Source organism: Nitrincola alkalilacustris, assembly GCF_008973755.1.
GTDB lineage: Bacteria > Pseudomonadota > Gammaproteobacteria > Pseudomonadales > Balneatricaceae > Nitrincola > Nitrincola alkalilacustris.
Window position 1 is genome coordinate 12,499 of the sequence record NZ_WBOM01000002.1, and the last position, 13,608, is coordinate 26,106.

Below are 13,608 nucleotides of genomic sequence, written 5' to 3' on the forward strand. Positions count from 1 at the left end.
CATGGACGATATGTTTGTCAGGTGTCTGTTTTTTTCAACCCTGTTCCCAAAGACCTGCATGGGCCGGTGTTAGTTCACTGGAGTGGCGCACAGTCGATTAATCTAGAGAGGTGCAGGTGAGCAGGGTACATGATGTCCAGTTGCGACAGTTGGATCTGAATCTTCTGGTGATATTGGATGCCCTGCTTGAAGAGCGCCATATCACCCGGGCGGCAGAGCGTCTTGAGATGAGTCAGCCGGCAGTCAGTCGGGCTCTGGCAAGACTCAGGGAGGCCTTGCAGGACCCGATTCTGGTAAGAACATCCGAGGGGTTGTCAATGAGTGCCAGGGCTGCCGGTATGCAGCCACAGTTAGCGGATCTGCTCAGAGGTATCAGCCAACTGGTCTCTCCCTCTGGTTTTGAGCCGGCGACAGATGCACGACTGATCAAGCTGACTGGACTGGATCTTGAGCTGGCACTCTACATACCAGCGCTGGCAAAACGTATTCGCAGGCTGGCACCTCTGATGCGGCTGGAAACAGTCAGGCAGGAGTTGGACAGCTTCACCATGCTGGAGCAGGATGAGGTGCATTTCAGCCTTACCGGTCTGGAGCCCATGCGTGCAGCAGACCAGTTGCATCGACTGAGTATCGATACCATGCCAAGTATCTGCCTGATGGCAGAGGATAACCCATTGGCGCTGGGCGACATGAGCACTCGGGCCTATGCGGCGGCCCCACACGGCCTGGTGTCCATCACGGGTAAGGGGCCGGGGTATATGGATCTGATTCTGCAGAAAAAAGGCTATCAGCGCACCATCATGCTGCGCCTGTCCAGCTTCATGTCAGTGGCGGATTTCTGTGAGGAGAGTGATCTGATCTTTACTTTGCCGTTACGTCTGGCCGAGCGCATCGCAGCGGGGCGCAGACTGGTGCTGCGCCCACTGCCTGAGGACATTCAACAGCCCCCCATCACCTTTTACCTCTATTGGCATGCCCGATATCATCGCGATCCAGGCATGCAATGGGTCAGAGAGCAACTGCTTGAGGCGCTGAAGGAAACCACTGCTGCCGCTTACTGACAGTCCAGATTATGAGCCCAGCGCAGGAAGCGCTCCTGCAGTTGTGAACCAGCTCCTGCATGTGCATCAGCATGGTTTATCATCAATACCACCATCAGATCCTTGCCACATTCGCTGCGCACATAGCCGGCGATCGCCGAGACATTATTCAGACGCCCTGTTTTCAGGTGCATGCGGCCGGCTTCGGGAGACGCGGTAAATTGACGACGGGTAGTCCCATCCACACCTGAGATGGACATGGAGGAGATGAACTCATGGCGCCAGGGGCTGTTCCAGCCAGCGTTTAGCACCTGCCCGAGCTGGCGTGGCGAGATGCGTACATGGCGGCTCAGGCCAGAGCCATTGTCGATCACCATGCCACCGACTTCAACGCCTGATTCGCGCAGTGTCTCGTAGAGTGCATTGCGCGCTTTTTCCAGGGTAGCGGGCGTGCCGTAACGCTCTGCACCCAGAGTCAGGGCCATATGTCGGGTCATGATGTTATGGCTCCATTTATTGGCTACCTTGACCAGATCTCCCAGCGGGCGAGACTGATGCTGCAACAGGGCTCTTGCCGGCAGAGGTGGAGAGGGAACTGTGCGAACATGGCCGTTGAACTCGCCACCCCACTGTCGCCAGTGCAGTCGGAACATCTCTGCGGCATAGAACTCAGGATCTACAGCGGTACGCAGCAGCTCATAATTACCGCAGTGAACCGGATAGCGGCCGCTGAAAGTCACCTCATTGTCGGAGGCCTGGTAATGGATACCACGCTGCCAGTCTCCGCAGTTACCTGAACCTGCTTGCAACTGGTTATTGATTTTCATGCCAGGCAGCGGTGGGTCTGCCTCTATATGAATGCGACCCTCAGCATCAGGGAGGACATGAAAGCGCAGAGAGTTGGCATTCACCAGCATTGCGTGGGGCGGCTGGTTATAGGCGCGAAGTGGCTGGCCATCAAACGCACCGGGATCTTCAGGGGCCAGTGAGAAATAGCTGCTATCGAGAATCAGATCGCCTTCAATTTTGCGCAGACCGGTTCGATACAGGCTGCCGATCATGCGCCAGTGCTCTTCACTGACCAGCCCCGGATCACCTGTGCCACGCATGATCAGATCGCCTTTAAGTACGCCGTTTACTATCGGCGCGTGGCTGTAGAACTCTGTCTTCCAGGTGTAATCAGGGCCCAGTGCATTAAGCGATGCCAGTGTCGTCGCTAGTTTGATCGTTGATGCGGGGTTGAGCATCTGCTCATCATTCAATCGTGCCAGCGGTGTTGTCTCACCGGCACGCTGCACCCAGATGCCAATGGCACTCTGTGGCAGTGATTGTGCGCTCAGTAGTCGCTGCAGACTATCCGGTACCTGTGCCAGGGCCTGGTTGAAGGGAATGCTGAGCAAGGAGGTCGTGATGATCAGGCTGAGGATATGTCGGCTTTTGTATGGATACAACATGAAAAAAGCACTCCGAAAATGATGTAACAGTTTTTACTGGACGGCAGATTACGCATGCAGCCGTGCACTTTCAACCAGCGCTGCGAAAAGCTGACGCTGACGTTTCATGAAAATCAGAAATTCCGGGTGCCACTGTACACCGATCAGAAAGCCGTAACCTGGGTCCTCAATGGCCTGGATGATACCGTCCAGATCGCGCCCTGATACATGCAGATGATAACCTGTTCTTTCTATCGCCTGATTATGCAGACTGTTGATCTTGCATCGGCTCTGACCAAGGCAGTCTGCCAGCAGGCTGCCGGGCTCTACCTCCAGTGTTTTCAGTGGCAGAAAGGTTCTTCTGTTGGAGGTTATGCGGCGCTGTGACTTGATATCCTGGTACAGGCTGCCGTTACGGCGGACATTGAGCAGTTGGGCGCCGCGGCAGATCCCAAGCAGCGGTAGCCTGCGCCTCAGTGCATCGTCTATGACCGCGGACTCAAAATGATCGCGGAGCTTGTCATAGCGTGGCTCCACCTCTGGCTCGGAGGCATAGAGCACCGGGTCAATATCATGACCGCCGGTGACGACAACCCCTTGATAATCATATTCAGCCAGAGTATCGCCGGGCCTCAGTTGCAGCGGTTGTCCACCATAGAGGCGTACCGCCAGTGCGACCATCAGGCGTGGTCCTGCCGCCCCCTTTTGCGGGCCGGTGATCGCTATTACCGGCTTAACCATCGCTTGCTGACCTCCTCTTCCCAGTGACCCAGCCAACGGTTCAGCGGTTGTTCCAGAAACAGTAGAAACGCCTGACTGCAGTCTCTGAGCCGCTCCGTATCCGATGCCAACCACTCAACCTCCACCCAGTCATTCCATGCCTGATGAAACCCCCAGTCCGGCTGATCTATTTCGCTGTCGGGCAGGCGGTAATGGAAGGTCGGACGTGCCTTGATCAGGGGATCGTGAGTGATACGGTTGACCCGCGCTTCATCCAGATACTTGAACAGCGGCAGTAGATCAAGCGCTCGGTTTCGGGTTGGGTTATGTGTCAGATAGTCGTCAATCAAGCGGCTCTGATCCGGCCAGTAAGCTGAATCAAGCACGAGACGTAAGTAGTTGATCGGAAATGGATCTATATAGTTGGTCAGGCGCCGTGTGATGTTGATATCGGCGCGTTTGAGCAGCCAGGGGTAGAGGCAGAGAAAGGCTTTCAGATAAGCGGTCAGAATCGTGGGGTCTTCGCTGGGGATTTCCGGATTGAACTGCAGGCCGAAAGCGTTGCTGGCTTTTTCCGAGGTGCCTTTGGCGCCAGCCAGACGCAATGTCTGAAACAGGGACTCCACTTCAGACAGGCGATCCAGTGGCAGTGGCGGGCTGACCATCTCAAGGGGAACCAGGGGCTCAGCTACCAGACGCAGCAACTCTTCGGCGGTTTTTCTGACCTCGGCTTTCAGATCACCTGGCTCGAGCGTTTCACGCCCCATCGTCTTCAGCAGATTGAAGTCCAGTTCGACGATCCAGTCTCCGGCCTTGTCACCTTTCAGAATGCGTTGATAACGCCCGTCGGAATGGATCTCTGTGCCCAGAAAATCACTGACAGTCTTTGCCAGTTGATCCAGTGTCAGCCCATTCATTTCCAGTTCAATACCGACTCGCCGTGTATCGCCGCCGGGGTTGTATTGCCAGGGTGGTTGTCTGATCTCTATCTCCATACTCAGTCTCCTCGGGCTACACCGTCCAGGCGGGGGTCCGCGCCACCTCTCCAGCCGGAATCTGTGCGCTCTATACCATGCAGGCCGCTCTCCAGTGATATGATTCTGATCTTATGACCGCGAGCCTGCAAGTCAGACGACAGATCGGTCAGTTGAGTTCCCTGCTCCAGTTCCAGAGCATCACCACGATGGATCATGTTGGGCAGCGCAATCGCATCCTGAAGATCCAGATTCCAGTCGAGCACACCGAGAAGCGTTTTAAGAACATAGCCGATGATCCGGCTGCCGCCGCGTGATCCGATCACCAGCTGCGTATTGCCTCGGGCATCAAAGACGATAACAGGTGACATGGAGCTGCGTGGTCGTTTTCCCGGTGCGACGGCATTGGGATGGGGCTGACCATCCAGATGTGGAACGAAACTGAAGTCGGTCAGTTGATTATTGAGCAGAAAGCCATCCGTCATACGACGATTACCGAAGGGCATCTCATTCGAGCTGGTCAGTGCGACCATGCGCCCATCAGCATCCACTATGCTGAAATGAGTTGTCCCGGTGGTTTCGCGCTGTGGGCTGAATATTTTACCCACGCGCAGTGGTGACTGGCCCGGTATACCTGGCGAGATCTCTATCAGTGCCTGCTCTTGATTAATCAGCTCGGCGCGCTGGTGCAGATAATCAGGATCAATCAGCGCCTGAGTCGGGACATCGACAAAGTCGGGATCACCGATATAGAACTCCCGATCGGCAAAAGCGAGCCGGCTGGCTTCGGCAATCAGGTGCAGGGTATCGGCACTGAGGTACTCCATCTGTGGCAATGGAAACTGCTCCAGCATGCCCAGTATCTGCAGCAGGGTAATGCCGCCTGAGGAAGGTGGCGGGGCGCCACAGATGGTCCACTGGCGATAGGGCCCGCAGACGGGGTCGCGTTGCAACGCTTTGTACTGCTCAAAGTCACTGGGCTGCAGGTCACCTGGCCAGATCCAGGGAGCGCTGGCGCGCCTGATGAAGCGCTCACCCAGTTCACCCTGATAGAGTGCTGCAGCCCCTTGATCAGCCAGAGTGCGCAGGGTATCGGACATCAAAGGGTTATGCAGTTGCGGCTCATCCCCTCGTGCCTGAGCCTTAAAGTAGCTGCGTGTATCCCGAAACAGCAGCAGAGAAGGGTCGCGGTCTATCTGTGCCTTCAATCTATCCGGCATGGGAATGCCCTGCTCGGCAAGGCTGGCAGCAGGCTCGAACAGCTCGTGCCAGGGTAGTGTGCCGTGTGCCGAGTGAGCCATCTCCAGCATTGCCATGAGGCCAGGGACGCCGACAGCTCTGCCCGAAGGGATCACCACAGGCCGGGGCACAGGCTGGCCCAGCAGGGTGAAACGCTTCTCATCGGCGGAGGCGGGAGCGGTTTCGCGACCATCGAAAAAGTAGATCTGGTTGTTGGGCGAATCATGAAACAGCATGAATCCGCCTCCGCCAATGCCGCTTTCAGGAGGTTCGACAAAGCCCAGTACCATCTGCACGGCGATGGCGGCATCAATGGCATTGCCACCGCGGCGCATCACCTCAAGTCCTGCCTCTACTGCCAGTGGGTGAGCGGCTGCCACCATGAACTGTTCAGCCTGTCGGTCGTCCAATGTCTGGCGGGAGGAGAGGTCGATTTCCTGATTGTCGCTGCAACCCTGCAGCAGTAATAAAACCCCGATGAGCAGGCCGTATTTGCCGATAAGCCGAGTGACCAGTCGGTTTTTCCCGGTCGCTGGCTCAGACCTGACTTGCACTTGCCGGTTGATCAACTTATTGTGCATATCCCTTTTTCCCTTATGGATCTCTTGTCCAGGTTACCTATGGCCCAGAAGTCGACAATTTACAAAGCGGTCCTGAATATCTCTGATATGGATCGCGGTTATTATCATGACCACCACCTTACCATTGCCTTGCACCCCTCTGAAACCGAAGAGCGGATGATGGTGCGTCTGGTGGCCTTCGCCCTCTTTGCAGATGAGTATCTGGCATTTACGCGCGGTATCAGCACAGACGATGAACCGGATCTGTGGCAGAAAAGCATGAGTGACGAGATAGAGCTCTGGATTGATCTCGGTGCTCCGGATGAGAAGCGGGTGCGTAAAGCTTGTGGCCGGAGCAAGAAATCCGTGATCATCCTGTATCATGACCGGCATCTGGTCTGGTGGCAGCAGCACCAGCATCAACTGACCCGCTTCGACAATCTTGATATCCTACAGTTCGAAGATAGTGTTGCCGATAAGCTGCTGATCCTGTGTCAGCGCAGCATGCAGTTGCAAGTCTCGATTCAGGACGGTGAGCTCTGGATCTCGGATGCTGAGCACACGGTGCTGGTCAAGCCTAATAGACTGAAGGGCTATTGATCTATCGCGACAGAGGAGGCCGGATGGCAAAGGCAGAACCGACAATGCAGATGAGCCAGAAAGGGCTCTGGTGGGAACACCTGAAAGTGACATTGCCGATCGTGCTGATACTGGCAGTGGTGGCTTTCATCGCCTGGCAGTTTGTCGAGCCGGCACCACCGCAGCATGTGCGTTTTGCCACAGGATCTGCAGGTGGAGCCTATGAAAGCCTGGGGCAGCGCTATGCTGCGGACTTTGCCCGCAATGGAATCTCTCTGGAACCTGTTGCATCGGCAGGTTCAGTGGAGAACTGGCAGCTATTGCTGTCGGAAGAGGTTGATGCCGCCATCGTGCAGGGCGGTACCGCGCCTACTGGTGCCGGTGATACCCTGCAGGCTGTTGCCAGTGTCGCCTACGAGCCGCTTTTCGTTTTTTACCGTACTGACTCACTGAGCCTGCCTGCCACACCTGAGCTGACTCAGGCAGAGCGTCTGCAACAGTTGGATGGCCTAAAAGTCGCCACAGGCGGTGAGGGCAGTGGCACTCGTTTACTGGTTGAGACACTGCTGGCCGAAGCCGGTATGCCGGAAAGTCTGAAAATTGAACAGGTTGCAGTTGGTGGACGTGCCGCTGCCGATGCTCTGCTGCAAGGGGAGATTGATGCTGCGGCTTTTGTGATGTCGCCCAGTGCGCCGATGATTCAGGAGTTGCTGTCAGCCCCAGAGCTCAGCTTGATTGATTTTGCACTGGCACAGGCCTTGTCGTATCGGCTGCCCTATCTGACGCCTGTGACCCTGTATCAGGGGGTAATTGATCCTGCTCAGGATCTGCCACCGCGAGATATTCGCATGGTAGCTCCGGCCAGCTATCTGGTTGTGCGCAGAGATACCCACCGCTCGGTTGTGCAACTACTGATGGAAGCTGCTAAGTCAGATCAGGGGCAGTCAAATCTGATCACCCGTCCAGGGGTATTTCCGTCACTGCTTTACACGGATATTCCAGTAGCTGCTGAGGCTGAGTATTTTTTTGAGCGAGGTCCCAATATTCTGCATCGCCACCTGCCCTTCTGGCTGGCTTCGATGGTGGACCGTCTGGTCATTCTGATCATACCTTTGCTGGTGATTCTGATTCCATTGCTGCGTATTGCGCCTCCGGCACTGCGCTGGAATATCCGGCGCCGTATCTATCGCTGGTACAGTAAGCTGAAGATCATGGATGCCACCCTGGCGCGCAATGATGTGCCGCTGGAGCTGCTGCAGAGCGATCTGCGCCTGATCAGAACGCTGGAGGACGAGGTGGGCAAGACCGAAGTGCCGCTCTCCTATATGGAAGAGTTTTACAATCTGCGCCTGCATGTTTCCTATATCAGGCGTCGATTGGAGGAGCGTATCAGCGAAGCCGATCAGGCGGCTGAGCTGCCCGAGGAGAAGAGCGCATAGCGGTTCTTGCCCTGTCGCTTGGCCTGATACATGGCGCTGTCGGCTTTTTTGATCAGCTCTTCGGCAGTCTGAGCGTCGCTGGTCAGGGCAATGCCCAGACTGGCGGTGACCGACAGTGAGTTATATTCGTAGGTGAAAGGGACTTTGATCCTGTGGATCAGCTTTTCGGCTACTGCTACAGCCGCCGGTAAACTGGCTTCCTGAAGGATCACCAGGAACTCGTCTCCCCCTATGCGAGCCACTGTATCCACCTCCCTGACACTCTGACTCAGCCGGTGCGCTGTTTCAATCAGTATCGCGTCGCCCGCATCATGCCCATACTCGTCATTGATCTCCTTGAAGCCATCCAGGTCTATGAATAGCACGGCAGCCATAGAGTTGTTGCGGCGGCTGAAATTGATCGCCTGAGTGATGCGATCCTTGCCGACACGCAGGTTGTGCAAGCCTGTCAGATTATCATGGTTGGCCAGGCGACTGATCTCCTGATTCTGCTCTTCCAGCAGACTGATCAATTTCTGCTGGTACTCTTTCAGATAACTGAAATGGATCATGATCAGCATCAGGGAGAACATGTTGCTGACAATCGCATTGATCCAGGCAACGTGGCTACTGGCAAATTGATTGGCTTCCACGGGGGGCTTCAGAGTGCCGGAGTAGAACAGCCAGGCAAAGAGAGTCATGATGGTCACGGCAAACAGCATGTAAAGAATCACCAGGCGGCTGGTATAGGCGATCATCAGGATAAAACCGGTGATCACGAACCAGATCATGCCATTGCTCAGTAATCCCCAGTTGGCCAGAGCCGCGATGGCAACCGAGGTACCAATAGTGGCGAGCGTATTGATCTTGAATCTCAGGCTGAGCCTGCGTCTGATGACGGCCATGACAAAGATCAGCAGGCCACAACCGATATACACATAGAATGAGAATTGCCAGCCGGAGATAAGGTAGCGTGATAGGGTGGCTGGAACTGCAATGCTTACCAGAAGGGCAGACAGCAACATCAGCCGATTGGCTGACTCATCGCGAAAACCTTCCAAATCCTGCCGTGTAAAACGAATCATGGAATCATTTTATCCTGATGTTGCTTATTATTATGATCTGGCGTCAGGCAAAAGTATGAACATTAGGTACACATTACCGGCAAGTCGATAGCATAACCACTCAAACTGCCTGACATTTTTCGGCAGGTGCCATTGAGTCGGGTCCGGTGTCAGTCTTGTGGCTTGGTAATATTCAGCTTGTCTGTTTTTTGTGCCATGATTGAAACGGACCACAGGGGGCACTAATCGCCTCAAACTCAGAGACCAGGAGCGTTATTATGGAGCATACCCTACCCCCCATGCGGCAACTGACCGATACCCTCAGAGCTTGCGGGCAGCTTCAGGCAGAGGATATTCGAGCTCTGGCAGCGGAAGGGGTGCGCACGCTGATCTGCAACCGCCCTGATCAGGAGGAGACTGATCAGCCTGCCAGCGAAGAACTGGCCGATCTTGCAAGGCAACTGGGGCTCAATTGGTATTATCAACCTGTTATCACTGGGCAGGTCACGGATGAGCAGGGAGTCGAGTTCGGAAAAATACTGCAACAGGCTGAAGCTCCGGTTGTGGCTTTCTGTCGCAGCGGTGCGCGTTGCGGCACCCTCTGGGCCCTCAGTCAGAAGTCAGTGCGCTCTGGTGAAGAACTGGTGGCAGAGCTGAAGCGTGCGGGCTACGAGATGCCGGATTTCTTCAAGCGCCTGACCGGCTGAACCCGCGCTGGTAATTGTTGTTTCGCCAAGAATAGTTAACGTGTAAAGTTTTTCTTTCGATGTTGGCTCCACAGTGGCATTCTGTCAGGGGCTGTCATGGGTTATGTGCCGAGCTCGAAGTGAACTGTGATGTGATAGTGGTTGCCTGCCATATGATGGGGCAATCAGCCAACTCTCGGTTTGCTTTTGCACCAGTATGGGTCTGGATGACTTTCAAAAGCGTTAGGCTGGCGCTTCGTGCAAAAATCTCAAAGCCGTTTATAGTTCAATGATTCCATTAAAAGATGGTTAACAAGGGGAAAGGGTATGCGCAAGCCGCTGCTGTGCCTGGACGGGTTGACTAAAGCCTACCCGGGTGTACTGGCTAATGACGATGTATCATTTGAGATCGGCGAAGGACAGGTTCACGCTCTTTTGGGTGAAAATGGCGCAGGCAAATCCACTTTGGTCAAAATGATTTATGGATTGGTTAAGCCAGATACAGGCCAGATGACATTGCGTGGTCAGCCCTATACCCCTGCACAGCCATCAGAGGCACGTTTGAATGGAGTAGCCATGGTGTTTCAGCATTTCAGCCTGTTCGACGCGCTCGATGTGGCCGAAAATGTGGCCCTTGGCATGGAAAATCCACCCGCCTTGCGCGATCTGGCACGACGTATCCGTGATGTCTCTGAGGAGTATGGCTTGCCCTTGGACCCTTCGCGCCTGGTGGGAGACCTGTCCGCAGGTGAGCGCCAGCGCGTCGAGATCGTGCGCTGTCTGCTGCAGGATCCAAAGCTCCTGATCATGGATGAGCCGACATCCGTTCTGACTCCGCAAGAAGTTGATGTGCTGTTTCACACGTTACGAAAACTGTCAGCCGAGGGTACAGCCATTCTGTATATCTCGCATAAACTTGATGAAATCCGCGCGCTTTGTGACGAAGCTACGATTCTCCGCGGAGGGCGTAAGGTCGCTACCTGTGACCCGCGTGAAAAATCGTCCCGCGAGCTGGCAGAGTTGATGGTTGGACAAGTCCTGTCCCCGCCCGAGCGCGCAGAGCGGATCCTGGGTGAAGTGGTCTTGCAGGTGGATAAGCTTTCGCTTGCCTCGAACAATCCCTTTGGAACCTCGCTGAAAGATATCTCTTTCACACTGCGTGCAGGAGAGGTCCTGGGTATCGCGGGAGTGGCCGGAAATGGGCAGGATGAATTATTGCTGATGCTTTCAGGCGAGCTGCCAGCGTCTGCAGAACAAGTGAAACTGAAGGGGCAGCCGATTGGTCATCTGGGCCCTAATGCACGCCGCAGCCTGGGCCTGGTGGCTGCACCCGAGGAGCGACTTGGCCATGCAGCCGCACCGGATATGAGCCTGACTGAAAATGCGCTTCTATCAGGTGCCGAGCGCAAGGGATTGACGAAATATGGTTTCATCGACTGGCATGCTACAGACGCTTTCGCTCGCGAAATCATTGCACGCTTTGATGTGCGCACTCCCGGTCCACATGTGCTGGCGCGCGCGCTTTCGGGGGGCAACTTGCAAAAATATGTGATCGGTCGTGAAATCGAACTTGACCCCGATGTGATCATTGTCAACCAGCCTACCTGGGGAGTAGATGCAGCCGCTGCAGCGTTTATCCGTCAGGCCTTGTTGGATCTCGCGAGCAAGGGGGCGGCTGTGCTGGTGATCAGCCAGGATCTGGATGAACTGCTTGAAGTTGCCGAGAGTTTCGCAGCTTTGAATGAGGGGCGGCTGACAGCTGTTCGTCCCGCCAAGGGGCTGAGTGTGGAGGAAATAGGTCTGATGATGGGGGGGGCACATGACATGCATCCAGCGCATGAGGGTATGGCATGATCCGGCTTGAGAAACGCAAGGAACCGTCGAAATTCTGGCGTATTGCCAATCCATTTCTGGCAGTGGCGCTGACCATGCTGGCTGGCGCAGTCATGTTTGCAATCCTGGGCAAAGACCCGATTGTTGCCATACGACTGATCTTTTTCGACCCGATTTTCTCGGAAACCTTCGGTAGCTACTCGCGTCCACAACTGCTGATTAAATCCGCTCCCCTGATCCTGATTGCAGTGGGATTGGCAATCGGGTTCAAGGCCAATATCTGGAATATTGGAGCAGAGGGGCAATACATCATCGGTGCACTGTTTGGTGCAGGTGTGGCACTGGCCTTCTTTCCTGCACCTGGGTGGTACATTTTTCCGCTGATGGTCGTGGCAGGAGCTTTTGGGGGATTCTTATGGGCAATGATTCCGGCCATTTTGAAAACGCGTTTTAATACCAATGAAATTCTAGTCTCCTTGTTGCTGGTCTATGTGGCGGAAAAAATTCTGGCGGCGATGGCGCTGGGTCTGATGCGGAACCCGGACATCCCGGGTTTTCCCGGCTCTCGTGACCTGCGTCGTTATGAGGCAGCCCATAACGCTGAAATTTTTGCAAACACGGGTATCCACTGGGGGGTTGTTGCGGCCCTGATTGCAGTGATATTTGCCTATGCGATGATGACGCGGCATATGCTGGGCTATCACGTTCGGCTTGCGGGTCAGGCGCCGCGCGCAGCTCGCTTTGGTGGAGTTTCGCCAGCACGACTGGTGGTGATCTGCCTGGGTATCTCCGGCGCACTTGCTGGGCTGGCGGGTATGTTCGAGGTGTCCGGCCCTGGTGGACAAGTGCGGATTGAGTTTGCTTCGGGTTATGGGTTTACCGCGATCATAGTGGCTTTTCTGGGCCGCTTGAATCCTATCGGCATTGTTCTTGCAGGGTTGTTATTAGGACTTACCTATATTGGCGGTGAACTCAGTCAAATGATGCTGCAATTACCCAGTGCTTCGATTCAGGTGTTTCAAGGGATGCTGCTGTTCTTCCTGCTGGCGCTGGATTTCCAGACCAATTACCGATTGCGGCTGACAAGGGGTGCACGCGCATGATGATTGGATCGATCAATATTGCTGTTCTGCTGGCCGCACTGATGGTTGCGGCTACGCCAATTCTTCTAGCCGCCATTGGCGAACTGGTGGTGGAAAAGGCGGGGGTTCTGAACCTTGGTGTTGAGGGGATGATGATCATGGGCGCTTGTGTGGGCTTCATTATAGCCGTCAACACCGGCAGCCCACTCATAGGGTTTATGGGAGCTGCCTTGGGCGGGATGGGGCTGTCGCTTCTGTTTGCACTGCTGACACAGGCATTGATGACCAATCAAGTGGCATCAGGGCTCGCTCTGACACTGTTTGGGCTTGGATTTTCCGCCCTGCTGGGCCAGAAGTATGTCGGCATCACGCCGCCACGCACGCCGAAGCTGGATCTGGGGCCGCTGTCAGAGATCCCTTTTCTGGGCCGTGCGCTGTTTTCACATGACATCATGGTCTATCTGACCATCGCATTGGTTGCGGCTGTGTGGTGGTTTCTGAAGTATGCTCGTGCGGGCATGATATTGCGTGCGGTTGGCGAGAATCATGATGCTGCCCATGCGCTGGGCTATCATGTGAAACGAGTCCGCGTGCTGGCGATCATGTTTGGCGGTGCCTGTGCTGGACTGGGTGGTGCTTATCTGTCACTGATTCGCGTGCCGCAGTGGACCGAGGGTATGACTGTGGGCATAGGCTGGATCGCATTGGCGCTGGTGGTGTTTGCAAGCTGGAGGCCATGGCGTGCGATGGCGGGTGCCTATCTGTTTGGCGGAGTGGTGGTCTTACAACTGAATTTACAGGCGGCAGGTGTCAAGATACCGGTTGAGTACCTATCGATGTCGCCCTATCTGATAACGATTGCTGTACTTGTGTTTATTTCGTCGGGCAAGGCGCGAGGGTCACTGAATGCACCCGGATCGCTGAACCGGCCTTTTCACGCCTCAAACTGAGGCATTATGCTGTCATTAGGGAGAGCTAGA

The 13,608-nt window shown here is 55.1% G+C and carries 12 protein-coding genes; 7 read left to right on the forward strand and 5 right to left on the reverse strand.

Going from position 1 to position 13,608, the window contains the following annotated elements; genetic code table 11:
• Nucleotides 1-116 precede the first annotated feature (116 nt).
• The gene (locus F7R27_RS02905) at nt 117-1,061 is read left to right on the forward strand and encodes a LysR family transcriptional regulator (protein WP_151702742.1); all 945 of its coding nucleotides are present in this window, start codon (nt 117-119) and stop codon (nt 1,059-1,061) included.
• Here the strand turns inward: F7R27_RS02905 and dacB are convergent.
• The 4 genes from dacB to ggt are packed head-to-tail and all read right to left on the reverse strand — an operon-like array spanning nt 1,055 to nt 5,987.
• Nucleotides 1,055-2,494 (reverse strand): D-alanyl-D-alanine carboxypeptidase/D-alanyl-D-alanine endopeptidase, encoded by a 1,440-nt coding sequence (dacB, locus tag F7R27_RS02910; protein WP_151702743.1) that lies wholly within the window; start codon nt 2,492-2,494, stop codon nt 1,055-1,057. The two genes, F7R27_RS02905 and dacB, sit on opposite strands and share 7 nt — an antisense overlap.
• 48 nt (nt 2,495-2,542) lie before the next feature.
• Entirely contained in the window at nt 2,543-3,214 is a 672-nt protein-coding gene (locus F7R27_RS02915) for a gamma-glutamyl-gamma-aminobutyrate hydrolase family protein (RefSeq protein ID WP_151702744.1), read from the reverse strand.
• Nucleotides 3,199-4,188 carry an amidoligase family protein gene (locus F7R27_RS02920; protein ID WP_151702745.1) on the reverse strand — a complete coding sequence of 330 codons (990 nt, stop codon included), beginning with the start codon at nt 4,186-4,188 and terminating at the stop codon, nt 3,199-3,201. The genes F7R27_RS02915 and F7R27_RS02920 overlap by 16 nt, the downstream gene beginning before the upstream one ends.
• A 2-nt stretch (nt 4,189-4,190) precedes the next feature.
• The gene (gene ggt / locus F7R27_RS02925; RefSeq protein WP_151702746.1) at nt 4,191-5,987 is read right to left on the reverse strand and encodes a gamma-glutamyltransferase; all 1,797 of its coding nucleotides are present in this window, start codon (nt 5,985-5,987) and stop codon (nt 4,191-4,193) included.
• A gap of 39 nt (nt 5,988-6,026) precedes the next feature.
• Between ggt and F7R27_RS02930 the strand changes: the two genes are divergently transcribed.
• Both F7R27_RS02930 and F7R27_RS02935 read left to right on the forward strand, forming a co-directional pair.
• Entirely contained in the window at nt 6,027-6,566 is a 540-nt protein-coding gene (locus F7R27_RS02930) for a YaeQ family protein (RefSeq protein WP_151702747.1), read from the forward strand.
• A gap of 23 nt (nt 6,567-6,589) precedes the next feature.
• Nucleotides 6,590-7,984, forward strand: a complete 1,395-nt coding sequence (locus tag F7R27_RS02935) for a TAXI family TRAP transporter solute-binding subunit (protein WP_151702748.1) — start codon at nt 6,590-6,592, stop codon at nt 7,982-7,984.
• On the opposite strand, the gene F7R27_RS02940 is transcribed toward F7R27_RS02935, so the two are convergent.
• Nucleotides 7,948-9,048 carry a GGDEF domain-containing protein gene (locus tag F7R27_RS02940; RefSeq protein ID WP_151702749.1) on the reverse strand — a complete coding sequence of 367 codons (1,101 nt, stop codon included), beginning with the start codon at nt 9,046-9,048 and terminating at the stop codon, nt 7,948-7,950. The two genes, F7R27_RS02935 and F7R27_RS02940, sit on opposite strands and share 37 nt — an antisense overlap.
• 257 nt (nt 9,049-9,305) lie before the next feature.
• Between F7R27_RS02940 and F7R27_RS02945 the strand changes: the two genes are divergently transcribed.
• The 4 genes from F7R27_RS02945 to F7R27_RS02960 all read left to right on the forward strand — a co-directional run bounded on the left by F7R27_RS02945 (nt 9,306) and on the right by F7R27_RS02960 (nt 13,578).
• Nucleotides 9,306-9,734: a protein tyrosine phosphatase family protein gene (locus F7R27_RS02945; RefSeq protein WP_151702750.1), complete on the forward strand. Its 429-nt coding sequence runs from the start codon at nt 9,306-9,308 to the stop codon at nt 9,732-9,734.
• Nucleotides 9,735-10,040: 306 nt separating this feature from the next.
• Nucleotides 10,041-11,567 (forward strand): ABC transporter ATP-binding protein, encoded by a 1,527-nt coding sequence (locus F7R27_RS02950; protein WP_151702751.1) that lies wholly within the window; start codon nt 10,041-10,043, stop codon nt 11,565-11,567.
• Nucleotides 11,564-12,649 carry an ABC transporter permease gene (locus F7R27_RS02955; protein WP_151702752.1) on the forward strand — a complete coding sequence of 362 codons (1,086 nt, stop codon included), beginning with the start codon at nt 11,564-11,566 and terminating at the stop codon, nt 12,647-12,649. The genes F7R27_RS02950 and F7R27_RS02955 overlap by 4 nt, the downstream gene beginning before the upstream one ends.
• Nucleotides 12,646-13,578, forward strand: a complete 933-nt coding sequence (locus tag F7R27_RS02960) for an ABC transporter permease subunit (RefSeq protein WP_151702753.1) — start codon at nt 12,646-12,648, stop codon at nt 13,576-13,578. The genes F7R27_RS02955 and F7R27_RS02960 overlap by 4 nt, the downstream gene beginning before the upstream one ends.
• Nucleotides 13,579-13,608: the final 30 nt, after the last annotated feature.

Coding starts and splice junctions, on each gene's coding strand:
- F7R27_RS02940 (WP_151702749.1), bottom strand. CDS start 9,048: ATGATTCGTTTTACACGGCAGGATTTGGAAGGTTTTCGCGATGAGTCA.
- F7R27_RS02945 (WP_151702750.1), top strand. CDS start 9,306: ATGGAGCATACCCTACCCCCCATGCGGCAACTGACCGATACCCTCAGA.
- F7R27_RS02955 (WP_151702752.1), top strand. CDS start 11,564: ATGATCCGGCTTGAGAAACGCAAGGAACCGTCGAAATTCTGGCGTATT.
- ggt (WP_151702746.1), bottom strand. CDS start 5,987: ATGCACAATAAGTTGATCAACCGGCAAGTGCAAGTCAGGTCTGAGCCA.
- F7R27_RS02935 (WP_151702748.1), top strand. CDS start 6,590: ATGGCAAAGGCAGAACCGACAATGCAGATGAGCCAGAAAGGGCTCTGG.
- F7R27_RS02950 (WP_151702751.1), top strand. CDS start 10,041: ATGCGCAAGCCGCTGCTGTGCCTGGACGGGTTGACTAAAGCCTACCCG.
- F7R27_RS02930 (WP_151702747.1), top strand. CDS start 6,027: ATGGCCCAGAAGTCGACAATTTACAAAGCGGTCCTGAATATCTCTGAT.
- F7R27_RS02960 (WP_151702753.1), top strand. CDS start 12,646: ATGATGATTGGATCGATCAATATTGCTGTTCTGCTGGCCGCACTGATG.
- F7R27_RS02915 (WP_151702744.1), bottom strand. CDS start 3,214: ATGGTTAAGCCGGTAATAGCGATCACCGGCCCGCAAAAGGGGGCGGCA.
- dacB (WP_151702743.1), bottom strand. CDS start 2,494: ATGTTGTATCCATACAAAAGCCGACATATCCTCAGCCTGATCATCACG.
- F7R27_RS02920 (WP_151702745.1), bottom strand. CDS start 4,188: ATGGAGATAGAGATCAGACAACCACCCTGGCAATACAACCCCGGCGGC.